Genomic DNA, 20,728 nt, shown 5'->3' with positions numbered 1-20,728 from the left:
AGAAAAATAACGCCGGACTGATATTTCTCAGATCTGGCGTTATTTTTGTGCTTTCATTATTTCCCAAAAGTAACATGAAACGATTTGCCATTTTTAGCAGTGGTATTTACTTGAATCCGCCAGTTTGTGCCTTGTGTTGTTACGCTTGCTTCTGTGGATTTAGTTTTGAGTTTATGTCCTGTTTGTTTAGGTACTAGGAATGCGATGCTGTTTTGTTCCTGCGAAGGGTCGGATAGCGTGATTTTTTCAAGCGTTGCTGATTTACGGATCATCATGGATCCACGAGTCTGAGCTACGACGCCGTTTAGGGTACTGGGTTGGCGGAAATTGCTGATCCAGAGGTTTTGTGATTTATCGAAAATTGCCTGCTGATTTAGATTGTTTGCCCGAATTTCGACGTCGATTTGCTTACTGTAGGCTTCGGTTGCTTGCTTAGTTTTGCCTGGAAGCAAGATGTAGCTGTACGATTTATTTGTTGGCTTCTGTCCGTGAGAAATCGTGATGCCTGCGTAGTTTTCGCCTACTAATTCGCTACGGTTACGGGTGTTTATTGTATTCCAATTCCCAGATTTCGTTTTTTTGTAAGCTGTGACTGTCGTGGCGGTTGGGAAGACATAGCCGATATTTTGGCTCGGAATCGCACCGTTTAGATAGGCCCATTTTGTGTTTGCGATTGTTTTCGTTTGGCCGAGGTTAAGCGTTTGACCGCTAACGACAAAGCTATTGAGATTCGTGTTGACCAACTTGCGATTTTCGACGATAGTCTCGGTGTTGAGGCTTTCTGTTGACGTAATGCCAGAGCCGAGAGCAACAATTTTACCGTTTAAAAAGAACCAGGATTTTTGTGCGCCGAGTGTGCTTCCAGTCACATTTTTCATATTATATTGCATTGTTGCAGAGCCATTTTGGTCATCACTTACGCCGCCAGACCAAGCTACGGGATTGAGGTATTTGGCGTTATCAACTGTAACTGGCTTTGTTTTATGATCGGTTGTTGTACCTGCGAGACTTGTCATATCAACAGTTGGATAGTAGTTTCCTTTGAACGATTCGTCGCCGTTATAAAGATAGAGGGCGCCCGTTCCTGTGTAGTGGCCGAGCATGTTTTGCCCTGCGATACTTTCAAAAGCAGATACCTTTTTAGAAAACATTGCTAGGCCTGCAACATATCCAGGCTTTGTGTCGATCATTTGGCTAGCGCCACCCATCATTTTATTTTGTGTTCGCGCTGGATAGGTAGCAGGAATATTCGGATTGGCCAGTACATTTTGGAAAGTTTGCGCTTGTGCGACGGTAAGATTTTTATAAAAAGTGGTTTTCTCAGATTGCTTAGTAATGGAGGACTTCAGAATGTTAGCGTATTTACCTCGATACGTCGCATTGGAATTTTTTTGGCTGATTGTATACATATCGTAAAGCATTGTATTGGCCACCTGCTCGTTCGGAATGGCTTTTAGTGAAGCGGCACGGCCACGGGTCATGTCGAGCACCTCACCTTTATAGAACACTGGTAAGTAAGTAGAATCGAGATATGTGAAGATGGTTGGTAGAGAACGGAAGCTACCGAGCGTTGTTGTACCAGCGAATAATTGGTAAAAATCAGCGCTACGGGCGAGAACTTCGGCGCCGTAACCCGATGTGTATGGCGTATTTGTATGTTGAATAAAAGAGCCATCTGCATAAAAGCCATCACCAGAAGTAACTGGCGTATAGACGCGTTTTGTAATTTCAGCACCGAGATCGATTTTGGCTTGGTTGCCACTAAGGACACCAACCATACTCACAATAAAGCCTTTGTTTATCCGATTAGCGCCAGTTCCAATATAACGATCGTCAGCAGTCGCTGGTTCAAAGTGATCGATAGCTTTCAAGTGATTTTGCAATTGGGTCGGAGGGATGTCTTTTTTCATGAGGGTGAGTGTATTTACAAGTGAAATGGGAGTGCCAATTTGCCAGTCATACCAGTTTCCATAGGCATTTGTGACGTTCTCATTGTAGATATTCGTATAAAACCATTGAAGGGCATAGAGGATGTCTTGCTTAAAGGAGGCATTTTGATAATAAATCGAGTTAGGGGTCTGATACAACGTTGCCATTTTTTCGATGTTGGTTGCGATGATGGTTATTTGTATGGAGTTCGTTTTCCAGGCGGTCACGTTTGAAAATAGATAATCTTTGTTCGGATCTTTGTTTAATTTCGCTAAAACGTTTTGCTGGGTGGTGCGTTCTTGCTCGGATAATGTCGTTTTCAGCACGATATTGGAGCTGGGAAAGGCCTTACCAGTCAAAGATATTTGCCAGTTGTTCAAGGAGGTATTTTGTTCGGACACCGTTTGGGCGAATGTACTACTGCTAACACCAAGTAATAGGAACAAAGCTAATAGAAAAGTAATCCAATATTTTTTCATGGTAATTCACGCTCCTTTGTTTTTAATTTAGACACATTTAAGGTTTTCTGGTAATTTATTTTACATAATACCCTTAAATTTGTCGGTAAAAACACAAAAAAGCAAATAAAAAAGATAAAACGCTACCATGTAAGTAGGATTTTATCTTTTTTGTTAATTACTTTAGCTTTCCGAGATCTAAGATGATTTTGATGGCGAATAATAAAATAATAAGGGGTAAAAAGACGCCGCCTAGTTGTCCACTGAAGATGCTATTTGCTGCGGATAGGATAACGAATACACTTAACGCAAAGTAGAGCATTTTCGGAACAACGATACCTTTTCTTAGTTTTGAAAAATTATTGAATAGAAGTAAGGCAAATATGGCGTAAAGGATACAGAATATAGACGCCAAGATTTTTGCGATTAGTAAGGCATGGAGCGCTTCTGGCTTGATTCCTTCGCTGGAAAGCCTAAACAGGACTAACACGCCGAGTAAGGTAAACAAGGCGAACAACGTACAAATAATGGCGAGCGTCAGTGTCATCCAACGCGGATTCGTTAACTGCGCGCGTAAAACAGCTTTTTCATCTAATTGATTTTCCATTTTCACAATGACTCCTTCAAATAAAATTTTGGCTTCTATTTGAATGTACCATACATGAGCGGAATTATAAAGATGTCATGTGACGTTTTGCACTAAAAAAGTACATGGATAAAGGCCACCACACAACCGCAAAAATCGGATAAATCGCCCAAATCACGCTTGGTGAAAAGGCCCAGTTCATACCGATAACAAAGGCGCTAATCCAAATGCTCGCTTGAATGGAGAAGGTGAAAAAGCTTCTGTTTTTGGCATGGTATAGCGATAAAGGCCACCAACCGACTGCAAAAATAATTGCGATGACCCATGGATAGCTTGGCGAAAAGGCAATGTTAAGCAATGCGTAATAGATAATCGTTGCTGTAGCGCCAATCACAGCGACAGTCATTGTATAAGCTTTTTTCCCGAACGCTGTAAAAACAGGCCAGAAAACAAGCGGATAAAGGGCGTATAGAACCCAAAGTACATCGGGTGTTTCGCGTAAGTTGATGACAGTTAGCAGGATAATAAAGACGGAGCTTGTGAAGAATGCGAACTGTTTCAAATTTTGGCGGTAAACGAAATACATGGATAAGGGCCACAGAAGTAGGGCGATACATGGGTAAATGCTCCAATCGAGCGCGGGTGTTAGGAAATAGTTAAGCATGACTAGGAAAAACATACAGATCGCGCTGCCAACGATAGAAAAACTGACTAAACCTTTCAATTCATGACCTCCCCTTGGACACGCAGACATCTAAAGTACATGGCGAGTGGCCACCAAACGATTGCAAACGCTGGGAAAACGACCCACAGAACAGTAGGCGTGTAATAGACATTGATGAAGAGCAGTAAGCCGATGATGAGTGCTGCGCCAACGATTGAGAACTGGAAATGCGTCCAAGCAAGATACGATTTAGGCGGTTTCACACGAGCTTCGGCCAGTTCCATACGTAAATCCGTTAAATCGCCAAGTTCGACAATCGCTTTATTGATCGCGTCCTCTTCTGACTTCCCTTGGACCATTAGGATCTCAACTTTGTCCTCGAGTCCACGAAGAATCTCCTCTTTCATAAATAAACTTTCCTCCGTAGCTGGAATATCGCTAAATAATTGATTGACATGTTTTTTAATAGTTATCATTTTTAAAACCTCCAAAGTATTCAAAAATACAACTGCGCGCACAGTGTTCTATCTGATAGAGTAATAATAGCATGGATTACTCTATGTGTCAAAGTAATTGTTGTGGCTCTTATGAAGCGTACTGTGCTGAATTAGAGCCTCAATATGCATGAGAGTGAAACGAGCATGTAATCCATCAGTGGACGATTGCAATGGAAAATGAGGAATAACCTCAAAACAGATAGATACGCGGAAAACCAAAACGCCTGTAGCAGGTAACATGAAAAACCGCAGAACAAATAAGACCCAGAAAACCAAAGTCCTCCAATATGGCTAGGAGCGTTAGCGAGCAGGCGAAACCGATAAGAGCATAAAATATGAGAAAAAGTAAAAGCTTCGATTCTACCAGAGAATAAAAATCTTCTGACATGATGAAAACTAAAACAATAAATCTGATACTAAACATAAAAACTTAATTTGTCGGCAAAACTTCTTTAAAACCTAATATTTTGGTAATAATTTGTTCATCTTTTTTGGGTAAAGTAAGAGTATAAGAATGAATCGGAAGGATTGATGGGATATGTGGCGGAAATTAGTGTTGTTTGGGGGAGCTTTATTTTTAGCGGTGGCGGTATTTGGATCGATTAAGGCGTATTCTGCGAGGGTTAGTGATGTTGACTTATCGAATACGACACCGATCGTGCTCGTTCACGGGACGCATGGTACGGCCAACTCATTTAATGACATGATTTCTCGGATTACATCGACGTATGGCAAGTCCACGGACAAGATTATTGTCGTCGTGAAAAAAGACGGGACGCTTGAATATCAAGGAACGCTGAGTTCTAAATCGAAAAACCCGTTTATCCAAATAGTATTTGAGAATAATGACGCACCGATTGCCAAAGAAGCCGAGTGGGTGAACGCGGTGATTAAGGATATTCAGAAAAAATATAATATGACGCAATACAGCGCGATTGGGCACTCCAACGGTGGATTGGCGCTGACTACTTATGCGGAAGAATTGGCGGATGATTCGGCTCCTACGATGGAAAAACTAGTAGTGATCGGAACGCCGTTTAATGATTTGGATGCGGATGATAATGTAACGACGACGGATAGTTCGGGCGTAGCGAGCCAGACGGCGGAATTGAAGAAATACATTGCGGAAAGTAAGAATTTAGATGCAAAATTGCAAGTGCTATCGATTGCGGGAGATCTGGATTCGGACGGTGTATCGGACGGGGTTGTACCTGTTGGGAGCGCGTTATCCTCACGTTTAATTTTTGATGATACAGTTGCCACTTATAGCGAGCAGGTTGTGACGGGGGAAAATGCGCAACATAGCGATTTGCACGAAAATACGACGGTGGACGCGATTGTGGCAGCATTTATTTATTAAATAGAGGGTGATTAGTCTACTGGATCACCTTTTGCTTGTTAGTAAATTCCAGATGTACTACAATGAAACTATAAAATGATATCAGAAGGAGAGTTAAAAATGAAACACATAAAAAAAGAGTTTATGCTTGATTGCAGACCAGAAGAAGCTTGGGAATTAGTTATTGATCGTAGTAAGTATGAAAAATGGGCAGCTGCTTTTCATGAAGGATCGACTTATACTGGTGATATGGCACTTAATGCAACGGTTAATTTTGTTGATACAGCGGGAAATGGACTAGTTTCTAAAGTGGTCGTTTTTGAACCAGCGAAAGAGATCAAATTCTCATTTTTGGGTGAAATCAATGATGGAAAATATGTTGAAGTTGCTGCATTTGCGGATATGCTTGAGCAGTATATCTTTGAACCAGTAGGCGATCAGACAAAGATGCTTGTGGACGTTACAATGGATGATAGCTATTATGATATGATGAATGAGATGTGGGATAGGGCAGGAACCGTGCTTATAAAGTTAAGTAAGGATTTGCCGACACACTGAATTTTGGTGGAGTATCAGATAAAGTAATTTTTCTACCGTCTAAAACATACTTTTGTATGTTTTTTTGGCTCTTTGTCAATTGTTGGGGTGAAATATCGAGGTACAAGCTAGGGAAATAGTGGCTTGTACCTCTTTTTAGCCTACAGAAATGTCAAAATCTTTGATAAAGTGCTGGGCAAGTATTTTAGCGCGGAATCGTGAAAAGTTTTGATAGCCATAAGAAGTGCGCTTGATAACCTTGGTTCGGTTGTTAATTCCTTCTACGAAGCCATTGGACAGATGTGGGTAAATGAAGGCATTGATGATTTCTGTTTCCCAGCGACGGAAAGTGCCGATAGCTGTTATGAATTCTGGAAGCTGTTTGTCTTGTACGAGTTGATAGAAATCGTGTAAGGATTGACGAACGTCGTGGCGTTCTTGTGCTTTATTGGCATCGAACCAAGCCTGATAGGCTTCCTTGATGGTGTAGGCGGTTTGTAGATCAGGGTGCAAGCTTAAGTAACGGCGAATGATGCTTTTTTGCGCTGTGTCCAGCTTGTGAGATCGCTTAAAAAGGAGTTTTTGTATGCGTTTGCCGTGCTTGCGATCTTTTTCTGAAAAATGTTGTTGAACACGAATGCGGACTTTATTCAGTGCCCAATAGATGTAGCGAGAGAAGTGGAAAGAATCGGCAATAATAACTGGTTTGTCAAGGGCTTGTTGCACAGCGTTTTTGAAGGTCGAACTCAAATCCATGATAACCATCTCTACCTGCTGCCCGCGTTCTCTTAAATAACGTTGAATGGTTTTGGCGCGACGGTTTTCTAAGATATCAATGGGGCGACGAGTCATGGGGTCAGCGATAATGAGTTGGAATTTACCTTTGTCGGTATCTCCCTTGAACTCATCGATAGCGATCACCTTAGGAAGAGCGACGGGAGGCGAGGAAAAGGTTTCTGTGCGCGCGTCGAATAGGCGCATAATTTTAGGTGCGGTTGTTCCAAATGTTTTAGCAGTATAGGTAAAGGACGGAGCGGAAATACTATGAAAAAGGGCCGCTTGGTGCCAAAGCGTTGAAAAACGCTGATAGCGTGCCACAAGTCCTTGATTTTTTTCATCAAATGATTTTCCGCAGGAACAAACATATCTGCGTTTTCGATAGTACACATAGACACGTTTTTCTGCGACTTTTAGATGTTGGAAAGTGTGCGTACGATAGTCTTTAATGCGATCTGTCCGTGTTTTACAAGAGGGGCAGGCATGTTTTTTTCGTTTTAGTTGGATATGAATGTGGCAGATATGATTTTCAATCGAATAATCAAGAAGTTGGATGTTTTTATTTTCTAAACCGATGAGTTGTATGATAAAATGGTCTGGCATGGTAATATCGCTCCTTTGGATTGGGTTTCGTCACTTTTATCTTAAAGGATTTTGATATTACTGTGTATTTTTTTGTCTTGAAATGAGAACAAAAAAATGCTGAGGTAGATTATTTTCTACCCCAACATTTATTATAGAACCGTTTTTTTTTGAATAGTTTAATGAGAATATTAGCAGGCGAATACGTTGACTATTACCGGAAAAAGGTGAGTGTAAAAGAGGCGCAGGGCGTTGTCTTGGGGTATACGGAATTAGAATTGTTCATTGGGGAAGCAGATGTGACGCGGCCATTCTTCAAAACAGCGGAACTTCACGCCCAATATGCCGCAAAGCAAGCCTTGCGGTGAGACGTTAAAACCGTTATAATTTGGATAAGGGTAATGAAATTTTGAAAAGAGGTTTTTGAAGAATGGAAAAAAGCTCGATTTACGGGTTAACGATGGCGCAGCTTGGCGACTGGTTTGAAGAAAAGGGCGAGAAAAGATTCCGCGCAACGCAAGTGTGGGACTGGCTTTATGTCAAACGTGTCACTGAATTTTCGCAGATGTCGAACTTAAATAAAACATGTGTGGATATGCTGGAAGAACATTTCTTAATGCACACATTGAATGAACAAATTAAACAGGAATCTAAAGATGGCACGACGAAATATTTATTCCAGTTATCGGATGGAAACTTAATCGAAACGGTTATGATGACGCATTCTTACGGACTTAGTGTTTGTGTAACGACGCAAGTGGGATGTAATATCGGTTGTACTTTTTGTGCGAGTGGGTTGCTTAAGAAACAGCGTGATCTGAATGCCGGTGAGATTGTGGAACAAATCATGAATGTACAGCTTTACTTGGATTCTAAAGGGCAAGGCGAGCGTGTGAGTCATATCGTGGTTATGGGTATCGGCGAGCCGTTTGATAACTATGATAACGTGATGGATTTCCTTCGTGTTGTGAATGATCAGAAGGGTCTGGCAATCGGAGCGCGTCATATTACTGTATCAACAAGTGGCTTGGCACCGCGTATTATCGATTTTGCAAATGAGGATATTCGCGTCAATTTGGCCGTATCTCTACATGCACCAAACAATGATTTGCGGACACACGTTATGCGTATTAACAAGACGTATCCGCTAGAAACGTTGATGGAAGCGGTCGAATATTATTTGGAGAAAACGAATCGCCGTATTACGTATGAGTATATTATGCTAAAAGATGTCAATGATCACAGACAAGAAGCGCTTGAACTGGCGGCTTTAATTGGTGAGAAGCGCCACCTGGCATGGGTAAACTTGATTCCGTACAATCCGGTTGATGAGCACGATCAGTACCAACGAAGTGATGATACGGTGATCGACGCGTTTTACGAAACATTGAAACGTAAAGGCATAAACTGCGTTGTTCGTCGCGAGCATGGGACGGATATTGATGCTGCGTGTGGTCAATTGCGTAGTAAACAAATTAAGAAAAAAGGCGTTCGGGAACGGATGCGTGAAAAAGCAGAGGCGGAAGCGAAACAAGCGTCAGCTGCGGAATAAGGTTCTGGAAAAGTAGTGCTAGTGATTTAGAGTTGGAACCTGGCAATAACTAGTCTGAACCGCAAAAACTGAGCACGTCACCAAATGCTTAGTACCTAGGCAAAAGCGAGTACCAGCGCGGAGTGTACGACTTGTACGAGAGCACTGGAACGGAGCTTTTAACGACGGAAATGAGTGTTTGGTGGCGCGCTGAGAGATTTTGCGGGCTTTTCTTACATATAAGGAGACGATTTTTTATGAAAGCATTGGTGTTTAACGAGTTTGGGAATTCAGATGTATTGCAATATGTAGATGTTCCAGATGCCACGGCGCAAAAAGGTGAGATCTTACTTAGTACGACTGCGATTGGACTCAATTTTGCGGATATTTATCGTCGAAAAGGGAACTACCATATTGTTGGTGAGCCGCCATATGTGCTGGGTTACGAAGGCGCGGGCGTTGTTGTAGCGATTGGCGAAGGCGTGACGGAATTTGCGGCGGGCGATCGTGTTGCTTTTGTAGATGTGCCGCTTGCGAATGCCGAGCTTGTAGCAGTTCCCGTATCCAAAGCGATTCCGATTCCAGCTGCTATTCGTGATGACGTCGCAGCTTCTGTGTTGCTGCAAGGTTTGACGGCAAGTTACTTAGCAAAAGATAGCTACGCGATAAAATACGGTGACGTGGCGCTCGTTCATGCGGTGGCAGGCGGTGTCGGCCAAATGTTGACGCAAATCATCACCTCGCTCGGCGGTCAGGTTATTGGCCTTACTTCCAGTGAAGAAAAAGCCGAAGTGGCACGCAAGCTAGGAGCAGAAGAAGTTTTGCTATATAGCGATAATTGGGCTGAAAAACTCGCTGGCAAAATCGATGTTGCGTATGATTCTGTAGGCTCAACGCTGATGGATAGCTTTTCGGCAGTACGTGATAAAGGGACGGTCGTTTTTTATGGTATGTCGGGCGGTGATCCGAGCGCAGTGGATCCGCGGATGTTGATGGACACTTCCAAAACCTTGACTGGCGGCGATTTATGGAGCTTCTTGACGAGTAAAGACGAGCGAATCAAGCGCTCACATGCTCTATTTGAAATGATTAGTAGCGGTAAAATAACAGTAAATCAGCCGCGGAAATTCTCCCTATCAGAAGGAAAAGCCGCACATGATTTGCTAGAAAGTAGAAAAAGCACCGGTAAAATTTTGTTGATTCCTTAAAAATAAAGAAGAGAGTTGGACGTTAAATGCCCAGCTCTCTTTTTTAATATACTTTCTGGCGCTCTAAAACCATATCCAATTGCGCAAAATCTGTGGGCGAAGGCGGGATGTTCCAGAGTAGGCCGTCTGCTTCGATATCAGGCTGTTCATAAAACGGAAAATCGCTGATAATTAAATCAATGTGTGGCTTAGGCTGATGAGAAATTGTATCATGGCAGAGTCGTACTTGATCTTTGGAATATTTCTTTTTAATCTCACTGCGAAGATACTCTTCCCATAAATGACCATTTTCGGAGATAACTTTAATGTGAAGTGTGTCATAGGGCGGTGTTTGCTTCATTAAAATACTATAAATATCTACTAAATGATTGATGATGAGCGGCTTATTAGAGCGAATATAGCGAAAATCGGTATGGGTCTCGTATTTCGTTAAAATTTTGCGAATCTGGTCACGTAGTTGGATTTCTTCTGGTGAATTCTGTGGTCGTGGAATGTCTGGTAGGAAGTTCATTTTATCGAGGAAGGTAAATCTGAATAGAAAATCAATCGTTTCTGTAATTGCAAGTTCTGTATTGGGAGTGTGGTGTTGATTTAAAATACCAGTTAGCTCAGATGCCAGCATATGATTAGGGGCATATACATTAGGGCCATGTTTTGCGCGTGCTTTGGAGAAGTAGCTGCTCGTATGTGTGAAGTGGCTCCATGAGGCCATGATAATAGTGAAAAAACGTTCATCTTTTGAGAGCGGACAACCTATGATATCTTCAAGTAGGGTATAGTCAATCGTGGCGCCATCGGGCTGATCAGCTGTGATATTATCCCAACAATCGAGGTAATGTTTTTTGGAAATAAATGCAGAATCTTGCTTGATGCGGGTTAAAGCTACTGCAAGTGAGATGGCGTATTTAATCCGTGAAGAAAGTGAGAAACGAATGTGGTAGAAAGCTTCGATTTGAATAATAAACTGATTCAATGTTTCGTAGGGGATATCGGGAAATTGCCATTCAGTATAGGGATAGGCCTTGCTGTAGATGTGATAATAGAAAAAACGGAGGTTGACTTCGGGCCCTTTAATGGCTAGCGGTCGCGTCTCTAAAACGAGGTTACATTCAGAAAGATAGTCATCGATTTGGCGAATACGGCGATACATCGTAGGGACACTGCTATAATTTTGTTCGGCCCATTCAGATAAGTTCATTTCCGCGCTTCGTAACGTGTCGTCTGCAAGCAGGTAAAGATGGGAGTTACTTATGATTAACGCGTATAGATAAGCAAAATTGACATGTTCGCCGACGTCGAGCATGATATATCTAGCTTCATTTTCATAGACGTAAGCGATATCTTTATCGATAAGCCCTTGTAGTGACTCGATATCACTTTCTAAAGTTTTGATAGAGCAGTGTAGCAAGGAGGCAAGTTGTTTTTTCTGGTAATTTTGTGGGGCATTAAACAACATCTGTAGTAGTTTCAGTTTGCGATATTCCGAGGCAACAATTAAATTTTTCAAATAGACACACTCCTAGTTCATAGAATCACATTTGACTATGCGGACACGAAACAACACCTTGCCCAGTGCAGGGTTCGGTGTTTTCGTAGGTGCTGTACTTACTTCAGAATGTTAACTATATCACACCTCTTTTTTAATGTCAGTAGTTTCTAGGAAAATAGGATCCATAAAATTGTCGGAATTGTGACGATGCTAAGGACCGTACTAATAAAAGTCGTGCTGGAAACAAGATCGGGCTTCGTATTGAATTGCACTGCGAGTAAAGTTGTGTTAGCAGCAGTTGGCATTGCCGCGAGCAGTATCATAATCTGTTTTGTCATCGTATCAACAGGCAAAATAAGCGTGAATAAAACGGCAATCATCGGTGAAATGAGCAGTCGTAAAATAAGCGAAATCGAGACTTTCGGAATATCAATTCGGCGAAACGAGATAACCGCGAGTTGCATCCCAAGTACAATCATAATCGTCGGTATTGCGGCATCCCCAACGAGTTTCACACATGTCATCACGCTTGTTGGAACCGGGAAATGTACCAATTGCAGTAGAATCCCAAGTAGCGCTCCATAAGCAACTGGCATCCGCACAACCCGTTGCCACACCATTTTCATCCCCGCATTTTGCGAACTTCCGCGCGCGGCGAAAAACACCCCAATCGTGCTCATCGCAAGCTGTTGCAGCACCATCAAAATAACCGCGATATCAAGCCCAGCTGCGCCAAAAATCAGCAGAACCACTGGCGTCCCGTAATTCCCATTATTCATAAAAGCAGACGCCAAAATCATCGCGCATGCATCTTGAATATCATAGTTCATCACTTTCGCAATCACATAAACAATCGCAATAATCGACAGACAAAGCCCCACAACAAAAATGAGTAAGTAAGCGTAATCGATCGTTAATTTATTCGTGTAAAACGTATTAAACGCCAAAAATGGCGACATTAAATACAGCGTTAACTTCGATAAATTGGGGATATCAAATTTGAGCGTTTTCTGCCCAATAAACCCAATCGCGAAAATTCCGAAGATCGGCAACAAAATCAAAACAAATTCCATCCAAAACACCCTTTTCTTAAGTTAGAAAGCTTTTTTACTATCTTAGCATACTTTTTTGAGCAGGTTGATTTTTATTTTAAAATAAGGTTAAATGAGGAGAGAAGAAAGAGGAGGCAACACGTAAATGACAGATGACCGTAGATTTTGGATTTTATTTGTACTATCAGGATCTGGATTTTTGGTGACGCGTTTAGTACCAGAGAAAATTTCGGATATATATAGTTTTTTTTGCTTGATTACAATTATTGTCTTGATTATCGTAGACCGGAAACGAAAGAAACGCAGCGCTGAGAAATGAATCAGCACTGCGTTTCTTTTCATGTTATTTACTTACGCTTTTCTTACCTTGAGGACGAATATCTTTCACGAACAGGCTTAAAATCAAGCCAATAACTGCGAAGGCTACAGCCACGATGAATGCTGCTTTCATACCGTCAAGATTTGCTGTTAGTGCTTGGCTTTGGAATCCTTGTGGATCAGTCATTGCCAACGCTTTTCCAGGCATGTTATTTTTCGTTACGTTACTTAATACTGTAATCAAGATCGCTGTACCAATCGAGCCGGCAACTTGACGAATCGTGTTGTTGACTGCGGTACCGTGACTCATCATGTTCAGTGGCAATGAGTTCATACCAGCTGTTGACATCGGCATCATAACCATCGAAATACCGAAGAAACGCACGGCGTAGAAGACAATGATGTACATAGTTGACGTGTCTTTTGTTAAGAACATGAACGGAATTGTACCAGCCACGAGTAAAGTCATACCAACGATGGCGAGCAACTTCGGACCAATTTTATCGAAAATAATACCGGTAATCGGGCTCATAACACCCATCACGATCGCACCTGGAAGTAGTAATAATCCGGAGTGTAGCGCGGTTTCACCGAGAATATTTTGAATGTAAAGCGGTAATACGATTTCTGCGCCGATCATTGACATCATGACGATCGCACTAATAATGGTTGATAACGTGAAAACTGGTGATTTGAAAACGCGAAGTTCGAGCATTGGTTTTTCCATAACAAGTTGGCGCCATACGAATAAAATAATGCCAACTACACCTGCTGCGAACATTGTAAGCACAAGGCCGTCTGTCCAACCGTCTGTACCCGCGCTACTGAATCCGTAAAGTAGAGCACCGAAACCGATCGTAGAAAGCGCAATCGAGAGAATATCGATTTTCGGATTTGTCAGTTCTACCACTTTTCTCATAGCGAAGAAAGCGAAGATAATATCAATAACTGCGATTGGGATCAAGATGATGAAAAGCATGTGCCAATCATAGCTGTCAACGATCCAACCTGATAAAGTGGGCCCGATAGCTGGCGCAAAAGCGATAACTAATCCGACCATACCCATTGCCGCCCCACGACGATCTGGTGGGAAGATAAGTAGAAAAATCGTTTGCATAAGAGGCATTAGAATTCCGGCCCCAGCTGCTTGAATAATACGTCCAGTTAGTAGTAACGCAAAGCTATCTGAGAAAGCAGAGATAACTGTACCCACCGTAAAGACGATCATGGCTGTTAAAAATAGCGTTTTTGAATTAATTTTACCGATTAACATCGCGGTAATAGGAATCATGATCCCGTTAGTAAGTAGGAAAGCTGTTGTTAGCCATTGCCCTGTTGACGCGGTGATGTTTAAATCGACCATAATATGTGGAAGTGCTGTTGATAGAATCGTTTGGTTTAAGATAGCAACGAATGCCCCCACAAGCATTACTGTCATTAATAACATACGATTATAAGGTTTCCCCTGAATATCTACAGGTTTTTCCGCTTGCGTAGTTTGTGTCATGTTCAATCTCCTTCTGATTTAAAAGTAATTAGTTAACTTAATTAACTATTTGATTATAGGGCAAATCGAGTAAAGAGTCAATCGAAAACTTTCATAAAAAGGAAGTATTTTGCGGGTAAATGAGATGCGTTAGAAATGATTGCGCTTCCTTTATTTGTATAGCTAACTTGAGAATAAAATAAGACTGTAAAAAAGAATATAGCAACTCTTTTTTACAGCCTTATTAGGAATTTAGCGACCGTCGCCGTATTCCCAGCTACGAATCGCATCGTCTTCATCGAACGAAACGAGAACATCCACGACGCCTTTCACAGTCAAAATATTTTCCTCGAGCCGGTCCTTGACGTCATCTACTTCAGCAAGCGTCATATGGGGATCGAGTTCAACTTCTACTTCAACGTGGAAAAAATCACCTTCTTTTAAAACGGTGATGACTTGAATATCTTGCACATCAGGGTCGCTCATGACAAGTTGTCCGATTTGGACTTGCATAACTTCATCAGATTCGCCGATCGCACCAGCCGCATTGTCGAGGAATACTTTCCCAACAACGAAGAACATCATAACGCCGATCAGTGCAGAGGCAATTCCTTCTGCTTGATGGTAAGGTGTGTAATACGAGATGATGATGGCGATCATTGCAAGAAGTCCGCCACCAGTTGCAACCGAATCTTCAAGAAAAACGAGTCGAGTTGCGGCTTTAGCCTTCCCAAAATTCGCGATGCTATCTTTGAAAAGCTTTAGACCACGTGATTTCAGACCAACATCATGTGTGATCTCATGCATCGCTTTTACAAGCACAAAACCTTCGAGAATAGTACAAACAGCCAAAACGAGAAGATTAATGAGGAAACCTGTCGATTCTGTCGGATGGAAAATGTGCGAAATCCCTTCTTTGATCGTCTCAAACGCCATGATACCAACGATAAGAACGGCGCCAAGGAGCACGAGATTTACAACACGGCCAAAGCCATTAGGAAATCGCTTCGTTGGGCGTTTTTTACTGAGAGCCGAGCCAACGAATACAAAAAATTGATTGGCAGCATCGCCTAGACTGTGTAGTGTTTCGGCGAACATGGCAACGTTGCCGGTAAAGACATAGGTTATTCCTTTAATGATCGAGACAAGGACGTTCACAATCGCCGCGGTGAGTGCGGATTTATTACCTTCTTTTAAAAGTTGAAATATTTCTTTCAAATGGTTTCCTTCTTTCTATAAGAACGGATCGAAATAATCATATTCTGTAACCCCACCTTGCACGGGTTTACTTATTCGGATTAATTCGTTCACAATTTTCTTTGCATCGGCGCCAAAAACGGGAAGTGGTTGGTAGTTGTTTTCGTTTAGGCTACCGTCTGAATTTTCGTAAGTTGGCACGATGGACATGTTTTTAAGAACTACTTTACCATTATCTTCTGTGAAGCGCAATCGGAACATCGATGTCATACGGGAAAGTAAGGTTGGATCGGCGCCAAAAGCGAAATCGCCCATGCTGTAAACGATGTATTTGCCGTTGTATTTTTCGATGCTTTCTAGGCGATGTGGGTGTGATCCCATGATGATATCTGCGCCTGCATCGATAATCGCGTGTCCATATTGGGTTTGATAATCAACGGGTGTTTCGTGATATTCGACGCCCCAATGCATATTGACGATCACAAGATTATCTTTTTTCTTGTATTTTTTAACGTCCGCCTCGATTTTGGCAAGATAGCTCGGCGATTGTTGGCTGGAACGGCAATCGTAGCCGAGTAGGATTGTTTCGATACCGCCAATTTTTGTAATGAGGGGCATATTTTTGTTGAAAACGGGAATATTGTTGTCTTTGAACGCTTTTAGTGTGTCATCATAGCCGACTTGGAAGTAATCCATGGTGTGATTATTCGCCAGATTTGCTGCTTCGATTCCGCTTGCTGGCAGGAAGGCAACGTGAGCTGGGTCACTCTTTATGCGCCACATTTTGACTTCAGCTTTGGTGGCGTTGGTGAAGGCACTTTCGGCGTTGATAACAGTATAGTCATCCGATTTAAACCATGGTAGGCAGTTTTGGTAAACATAGGTGTTTGTGCCATTATTTTTCTTGAAAACATTATCAAATTTGAGGTGCTCGGGTGTTTCTGGATAGGTTCCGAATGAGTTATCGCCGACCATAGTTAGCGTGATAACGCCTTTTTCTTTCAAGCCTTGTTCGTAATTGGCAGCTGCGGCGTAGAACCATTGGTATTGGGTTGTTTTTGTGATATTTTTTAGTTTGGCTTCATTTGTAACAAAAGTAGGATAAACTTTGCCGAGCGCTTTTTTGTCCGCTTTGCCGGTTTTATATTGTTGTAGCGTTTCGAGGCAAGCGGTTAGATTTTTGACGTAGTTGCTGTTGGCATCATCGGTAAGTTTGAATTTTTTTGTGTTTTTGACAAGCGTGGCTAAGTCTTTTTGAGATGCTGAGTTGCCACCTGAATTAGCTAGGGCTTGGAGTGTGGATTGGGTTTGTTTGGACAAGCTTGTGACATCGGTTGCGGTGAGTGCTTGGAGCGGTGCTTTTGTTGGTGTTTCCGCTTCTTTATTTAAGGCGTGAACTGTCCAGAAAACGCCAACTGAAAAAAGGATGATGATGATGACTGAGGTTATTAGTGTAGATTTCTTCATTAGTTTGCTCCTTCCAAGAGCTGTTTTTCTTTAAGTATAATATGTGGGAGGGTAGTTGGCAAACTTGTTTGATGTGGGTCTTGGGAAATGTAGTGTGTTTTCTTAGAGCCTTAATATGAGTACGAACGCAAGGAGTAATCGATCCATCCTTTGTGGATTTTTCCTGTGGTCCCTAACAATTTTTTCGGCTCTAGCGGGAGGTCTTAGGTTTGTTGTGGGTCTTAGGAAATGTAGTGTATTTCCTTAGAGCCTCAATATGAGTACGAACGTAGGGAGTAATCGATCCATGTTGGGAATTATGTTTGGCACCTCCGGATCCAGCTTCAACGGCCAGATCCTCGAAAATTTCGTGCCCTTCAAAAAAATTGTTGATGAACTTTCAAAGCGTATTGTGCTTTGATTTAGAGAATCAATATGCAATGGAACGTAGTGAGATTGCCTACCTTTGCGGATTTTTCCTGCGGCCCCTAACAATTTTTTTCGGATCTAACGGGCCGTTTCAGCTTTGTTGTGGGTCTTAGGAAATGTAGTGTATCTCCTTAGAGCCTCAATATGAGTACGAACGTAGGGAGTAATCGATCCATGTTGGGAATCGTGTTTGTCGCCTCCGGATCCAGCTTCGGGAGCCAGATCCTCGAAATTTACACAGCCTCCAAAAAAATTGTTGACGAACTTTCAAAGCGTACTCTGCTTTGATTTAGAGAATCAATATGCAATGGAGCGTAGTGAGATTGCCTACCTTTATTGATTTTTCTTGCGCCTGTTCAAAATTTTTTCGGATCTAACGGGCTCCCTCAGCTTTTCATGTTATACTTAAAAAAACACAAAAAAAGATTGAGGTAGAATAATGAGATTTGATAATATAAGTTCGGAGATAGAGAAGGCGTTGGCAGGGTTAGGTTATACGGAGGCCACGGAGGTTCAGCGTGAGGTTGTGCCGCTGGTTTTGAATGGGCAGGATGTTGTGGTGAAGGCGCAGACAGGGAGCGGGAAGACGGCTTCGTTTGCGATTCCGATTTGTGAACTCGTGGATTGGGAGGAGAATAAACCGCAGGCGCTGGTCTTGGAACCGACGCGGGAATTGGCTGCGCAAGTTCAGGCGGATTTTACGAATATTGGTCGTTTTAAACGCATCAAGGCAACGGCGATTTTCGGGAAGTCTCCGTTTGCGAAACAAAAATTGGAGCTGAAGCAGAAAAGTCATGTGGTTGTTGGGACGCCAGGTCGGACGCTGGATCATATTGAAAAAGGTACGCTGAGCCTTGAGAAGGTGCGCTATTTGGTCATTGATGAGGCGGACGAGATGCTGAACATGGGCTTTATTGAGCAGGTTGAGGCGATTATTCAAGCGTTGCCGAAAAACCGCGTGACGATGTTGTTTTCAGCGACGTTACCGACGGATATTGCGGTGTTGAGTGATAAATATATGAAGGCGCCAAAACACGTGGAAATCGCTGCGACAGGTTTGACAACGGCGGATATTACGCATGAAAAAGTGACGGTGAAGGATGATCGCAAAATGGTCGCGTTACGTGACACGTTGATTGTGCAGAATCCGGAGAGTGCGATTATTTTTTGTCGGACGCAAGAGCGCGTGGACGACACGTATGATCAGTTGCGCCGCATGGGCTATCCCGCTGAAAAGATTCACGGTGGTTTGACGCAAGAAGATCGTTTTGGCGTGATGAATGATTTTAAACGCGGGATGTTTCGCTTTTTAGTGGCGACAGATGTGGCGGCGCGCGGAATCGATATTGAGAACATTTCGCTTGTGGTGAATTACGATGTGCCGCTTGAAAAAGAAAGTTATGTGCATCGGACTGGGCGTACGGGCAGAGCGGGTCGGAGTGGTAAAGCAATCACTTTTGTAACGCCGTTTGAGAATCGTTTTATCGGTGAAATCGAGGAGTATATTGGCTTTGAAATTCCGCAAGTTGATTTGCCAAATGAGGCGATTGTTGCAGCCCGAAAACAAGCTTTTGATGAGAAAATGGAAGAAGCGCCAGTCGTGAAGAAGGATAAGAGCGCAGCGCTGAGTAAAGATATTATGAAGATTTATTTTAATGGTGGTAAGAAGAAGAAGTTGCGCGCGGTGGATTTCGTTGGGACGATCGCGAAGTTGGACGGAGTTAGCGCGGATGATATCGGGATTATCACGATTGAGGATAACGTGTCGTTTGTTGAGATTCTAAACGGCAAGGGCGCACAAGTTGTGAAAGCGATGCAAACTGTGACGGTTAAAGGGAAAAAATTGAAAGTAAGTAAAGCACGAAGATAACGCAAAAAGATGCCTAGTCAGCGCGATTAGGCGTCTTTTTTCTGCAATTTTTCAACAGCGGGGAGATTGGCTGGTGACCACTTCAAGTGAAGCATTTCGCTAGTGTCGAGCCATTTCATTGCTTGGTGAACATGCAAGATCGGTTCGCCAGCAACGAGTTCACAAAGAAAACAAGTGAGGTGGACGTTGGCGAATTCGTAGGCATAAACGGTGTGATCGAAAGCCTCGGTTACCGTGATCTCACAGCCGATTTCCTCTTGAACTTCGCGGATGAGTGCTTGTTCCGGTGTTTCGCCAGGTTCGATTTTGCCACCAGGAAACTCCCAATCGGCGCCGTTGACAGCGGAATCTGCACGTTGGACGCAGAGGATTTTACCGTTCTTTTGGATGATAGCGCCAACCACATGGATATCTTTTTGCATGGGGATTCCTCCTTTTTCACCCCTTATCATAGCATAATCACCCCTGATTCGTATATTTTGTAATATATGTAAAAAAACTACGCCTTTAGCACTGCTTATGTGATATAATAGCAATACAGCAAATGAGGAGTGGTTGAGATGCGAGATAGAGAAAAATACTTGGCGATGACCCGATTTGATCCTAATTTAGGAGGTAAGGGTGCGGACAATAAGCACATTATCGATGAACCACAGCTATTTCTTGATTTTTACGATGCGAAAGAGAAGCTAACTCACAATTTTAGAACGAAACGATTGGAAAGTAGCATTAGGTGGTTGTTAGGATTTGAGCGTTATGTGAAAGATAAAGAGACAGCTGTAAGAAGAAAGTATCGGAATTATTCTAAGGGTAGTATTGTTTATGTTGATTTTTTCGGGAATTATGGGAGTGAAATGACATATGATCATCCTGCTATTGTGTTGAAGGAACAGGGAGGATTGCTAATCGTGGCGCCATTAACCTCTAATTATAGAAAATTCAGAGATAATAATAAATATCATATTAAACTCAGTCGGAATACAACCGATTTAGGAAATCAGAGCAAAGATTCTACTATTTTACTTGAACAAATAAGGTGTATTTCCAAAAATCGAGTACTGAGAAAATTCGGTGGCCGAGTTTCAAATAATGAAATATTGGAAAGAATTGATACAGTTGTCATGGAGTATATTGGTGGATTCACTTATAATAAATGGAAAGCGAACTTAGAAGAACAAGAAGCGATTATTCGAGAAAAAGAAACGGAGATAAGGATACTTTCAGAACGGATAAGTAAATTGGAAGAACGTTCATAAAAGTAATTGACATAACCAAAAAAATAGAGTATAATTGAGATATTAAAGGGCCTTAGAGTCCGTGCACTCGATGCAAA

18 protein-coding genes and 1 pseudogene are annotated in these 20,728 nt (G+C 42.3%); 8 read left to right on the top strand and 11 right to left on the bottom strand.

Annotated elements, in window-relative coordinates:
* Positions 1-56: 56 nt before the first annotated feature.
* From UE46_RS14550 to UE46_RS16485, 4 genes and pseudogenes are all read right to left on the bottom strand, one after another.
* The gene (locus UE46_RS14550; RefSeq protein WP_118907730.1) at positions 57-2,408 is read right to left on the bottom strand and encodes a polysaccharide lyase 8 family protein; all 2,352 of its coding nucleotides are present in this window, start codon (positions 2,406-2,408) and stop codon (positions 57-59) included.
* A 157-nt stretch (positions 2,409-2,565) separates the two neighbouring features.
* Complete coding sequence (locus UE46_RS14545) at positions 2,566-2,994, bottom strand: hypothetical protein (protein WP_036061466.1); 429 nt, start codon at positions 2,992-2,994, stop codon at positions 2,566-2,568.
* 64 nt (positions 2,995-3,058) lie between these two features.
* Complete coding sequence (locus UE46_RS14540; protein WP_036061467.1) at positions 3,059-3,697, bottom strand: hypothetical protein; 639 nt, start codon at positions 3,695-3,697, stop codon at positions 3,059-3,061.
* 227 nt (positions 3,698-3,924) lie between these two features.
* Positions 3,925-4,044, bottom strand: a pseudogene (locus tag UE46_RS16485) (permease prefix domain 1-containing protein); the annotation flags it as partial.
* 628 nt (positions 4,045-4,672) lie between these two features.
* Between UE46_RS16485 and UE46_RS14530 the strand changes: the two are divergent.
* Positions 4,673-5,494, top strand: a complete 822-nt coding sequence (locus UE46_RS14530) for an alpha/beta hydrolase (protein ID WP_051492974.1) — start codon at positions 4,673-4,675, stop codon at positions 5,492-5,494.
* 99 nt (positions 5,495-5,593) lie between these two features.
* On the top strand, positions 5,594-6,031 hold the full coding sequence (locus UE46_RS14525) for an SRPBCC family protein (protein ID WP_036061469.1): 438 nt from the start codon (positions 5,594-5,596) through the stop codon (positions 6,029-6,031).
* A gap of 135 nt (positions 6,032-6,166) precedes the next feature.
* Here UE46_RS14525 and UE46_RS14520 read toward each other — a convergent pair whose 3' ends face one another.
* Complete coding sequence (locus tag UE46_RS14520) at positions 6,167-7,390, bottom strand: ISL3 family transposase (protein ID WP_118907729.1); 1,224 nt, start codon at positions 7,388-7,390, stop codon at positions 6,167-6,169.
* A gap of 161 nt (positions 7,391-7,551) precedes the next feature.
* Between UE46_RS14520 and UE46_RS14515 the strand changes: the two genes are divergently transcribed.
* From UE46_RS14515 to UE46_RS14505, 3 genes are all read left to right on the top strand, one after another.
* Complete coding sequence (locus UE46_RS14515; protein WP_036063511.1) at positions 7,552-7,737, top strand: hypothetical protein; 186 nt, start codon at positions 7,552-7,554, stop codon at positions 7,735-7,737.
* 62 nt (positions 7,738-7,799) lie between these two features.
* The gene (gene rlmN / locus UE46_RS14510; RefSeq protein ID WP_036063509.1) at positions 7,800-8,921 is read left to right on the top strand and encodes a dual-specificity RNA methyltransferase RlmN; all 1,122 of its coding nucleotides are present in this window, start codon (positions 7,800-7,802) and stop codon (positions 8,919-8,921) included.
* Positions 8,922-9,157: 236 nt separating this feature from the next.
* Complete coding sequence (locus UE46_RS14505; protein ID WP_036063507.1) at positions 9,158-10,108, top strand: quinone oxidoreductase family protein; 951 nt, start codon at positions 9,158-9,160, stop codon at positions 10,106-10,108.
* A gap of 43 nt (positions 10,109-10,151) precedes the next feature.
* Here the strand turns inward: UE46_RS14505 and UE46_RS14500 are convergent, their stop codons facing one another.
* Positions 10,152-11,615, bottom strand: coding sequence for a helix-turn-helix domain-containing protein (locus UE46_RS14500; protein WP_036063505.1), 1,464 nt, complete (start codon positions 11,613-11,615; stop codon positions 10,152-10,154).
* A 149-nt stretch (positions 11,616-11,764) separates the two neighbouring features.
* Positions 11,765-12,670, bottom strand: coding sequence for an AEC family transporter (locus tag UE46_RS14495; RefSeq protein WP_036063503.1), 906 nt, complete (start codon positions 12,668-12,670; stop codon positions 11,765-11,767).
* 124 nt (positions 12,671-12,794) lie between these two features.
* Here UE46_RS14495 and UE46_RS16365 point away from each other — a divergent pair, with 124 nt between their 5' ends.
* Entirely contained in the window at positions 12,795-12,968 is a 174-nt protein-coding gene (locus tag UE46_RS16365; RefSeq protein ID WP_159103128.1) for a hypothetical protein, read from the top strand.
* Positions 12,969-12,992: 24 nt separating this feature from the next.
* Here UE46_RS16365 and UE46_RS14490 read toward each other — a convergent pair whose 3' ends face one another.
* The 3 genes from UE46_RS14490 to UE46_RS14480 form a co-directional block, all read right to left on the bottom strand.
* Entirely contained in the window at positions 12,993-14,474 is a 1,482-nt protein-coding gene (locus UE46_RS14490) for a DHA2 family efflux MFS transporter permease subunit (RefSeq protein WP_036063501.1), read from the bottom strand.
* A 231-nt stretch (positions 14,475-14,705) separates the two neighbouring features.
* On the bottom strand, positions 14,706-15,671 hold the full coding sequence (locus UE46_RS14485) for a cation diffusion facilitator family transporter (protein ID WP_036063497.1): 966 nt from the start codon (positions 15,669-15,671) through the stop codon (positions 14,706-14,708).
* Positions 15,672-15,686: 15 nt separating this feature from the next.
* Entirely contained in the window at positions 15,687-17,117 is a 1,431-nt protein-coding gene (locus UE46_RS14480) for a CapA family protein (RefSeq protein ID WP_036063496.1), read from the bottom strand.
* A gap of 847 nt (positions 17,118-17,964) precedes the next feature.
* Here UE46_RS14480 and UE46_RS14475 point away from each other — a divergent pair.
* Entirely contained in the window at positions 17,965-19,395 is a 1,431-nt protein-coding gene (locus tag UE46_RS14475; protein WP_036063495.1) for a DEAD/DEAH box helicase, read from the top strand.
* 26 nt (positions 19,396-19,421) lie between these two features.
* On the opposite strand, the gene UE46_RS14470 is transcribed toward UE46_RS14475, so the two are convergent.
* Positions 19,422-19,817, bottom strand: coding sequence for a (deoxy)nucleoside triphosphate pyrophosphohydrolase (locus UE46_RS14470; RefSeq protein WP_036063494.1), 396 nt, complete (start codon positions 19,815-19,817; stop codon positions 19,422-19,424).
* Positions 19,818-19,955: 138 nt separating this feature from the next.
* Here UE46_RS14470 and UE46_RS14465 point away from each other — a divergent pair, with 138 nt between their 5' ends.
* Positions 19,956-20,651 carry a type II toxin-antitoxin system PemK/MazF family toxin gene (locus tag UE46_RS14465; protein WP_036063493.1) on the top strand — a complete coding sequence of 232 codons (696 nt, stop codon included), beginning with the start codon at positions 19,956-19,958 and terminating at the stop codon, positions 20,649-20,651.
* Positions 20,652-20,728: the final 77 nt, after the last annotated feature.

It is taken from the genome of Listeria weihenstephanensis, from assembly GCF_003534205.1.
Taxonomy (GTDB): Bacteria; Bacillota; Bacilli; order Lactobacillales; family Listeriaceae; genus Listeria_A; species Listeria_A weihenstephanensis.
Note: the sequence above shows the minus strand (reverse complement) of the source record. Positions and strands in the feature narration are given on the sequence as shown.

Bases quoted from the DNA above. Each gene is read 5' to 3' on its own strand.
- UE46_RS14550 (WP_118907730.1), bottom strand. From the start codon at position 2,408: ATGAAAAAATATTGGATTACTTTTCTATTAGCTTTGTTCCTATTACTT.
- UE46_RS14545 (WP_036061466.1), bottom strand. From the start codon at position 2,994: ATGGAAAATCAATTAGATGAAAAAGCTGTTTTACGCGCGCAGTTAACG.
- UE46_RS14530 (WP_051492974.1), top strand. From the start codon at position 4,673: ATGTGGCGGAAATTAGTGTTGTTTGGGGGAGCTTTATTTTTAGCGGTG.
- UE46_RS14525 (WP_036061469.1), top strand. From the start codon at position 5,594: ATGAAACACATAAAAAAAGAGTTTATGCTTGATTGCAGACCAGAAGAA.
- UE46_RS14520 (WP_118907729.1), bottom strand. From the start codon at position 7,390: ATGCCAGACCATTTTATCATACAACTCATCGGTTTAGAAAATAAAAAC.
- UE46_RS14515 (WP_036063511.1), top strand. From the start codon at position 7,552: ATGAGAATATTAGCAGGCGAATACGTTGACTATTACCGGAAAAAGGTG.
- rlmN (WP_036063509.1), top strand. From the start codon at position 7,800: ATGGAAAAAAGCTCGATTTACGGGTTAACGATGGCGCAGCTTGGCGAC.
- UE46_RS14505 (WP_036063507.1), top strand. From the start codon at position 9,158: ATGAAAGCATTGGTGTTTAACGAGTTTGGGAATTCAGATGTATTGCAA.
- UE46_RS14495 (WP_036063503.1), bottom strand. From the start codon at position 12,670: ATGGAATTTGTTTTGATTTTGTTGCCGATCTTCGGAATTTTCGCGATT.
- UE46_RS16365 (WP_159103128.1), top strand. From the start codon at position 12,795: ATGACAGATGACCGTAGATTTTGGATTTTATTTGTACTATCAGGATCT.
- UE46_RS14490 (WP_036063501.1), bottom strand. From the start codon at position 14,474: ATGACACAAACTACGCAAGCGGAAAAACCTGTAGATATTCAGGGGAAA.
- UE46_RS14480 (WP_036063496.1), bottom strand. From the start codon at position 17,117: ATGAAGAAATCTACACTAATAACCTCAGTCATCATCATCATCCTTTTT.
- UE46_RS14475 (WP_036063495.1), top strand. From the start codon at position 17,965: ATGAGATTTGATAATATAAGTTCGGAGATAGAGAAGGCGTTGGCAGGG.
- UE46_RS14470 (WP_036063494.1), bottom strand. From the start codon at position 19,817: ATGCAAAAAGATATCCATGTGGTTGGCGCTATCATCCAAAAGAACGGT.
- UE46_RS14465 (WP_036063493.1), top strand. From the start codon at position 19,956: ATGCGAGATAGAGAAAAATACTTGGCGATGACCCGATTTGATCCTAAT.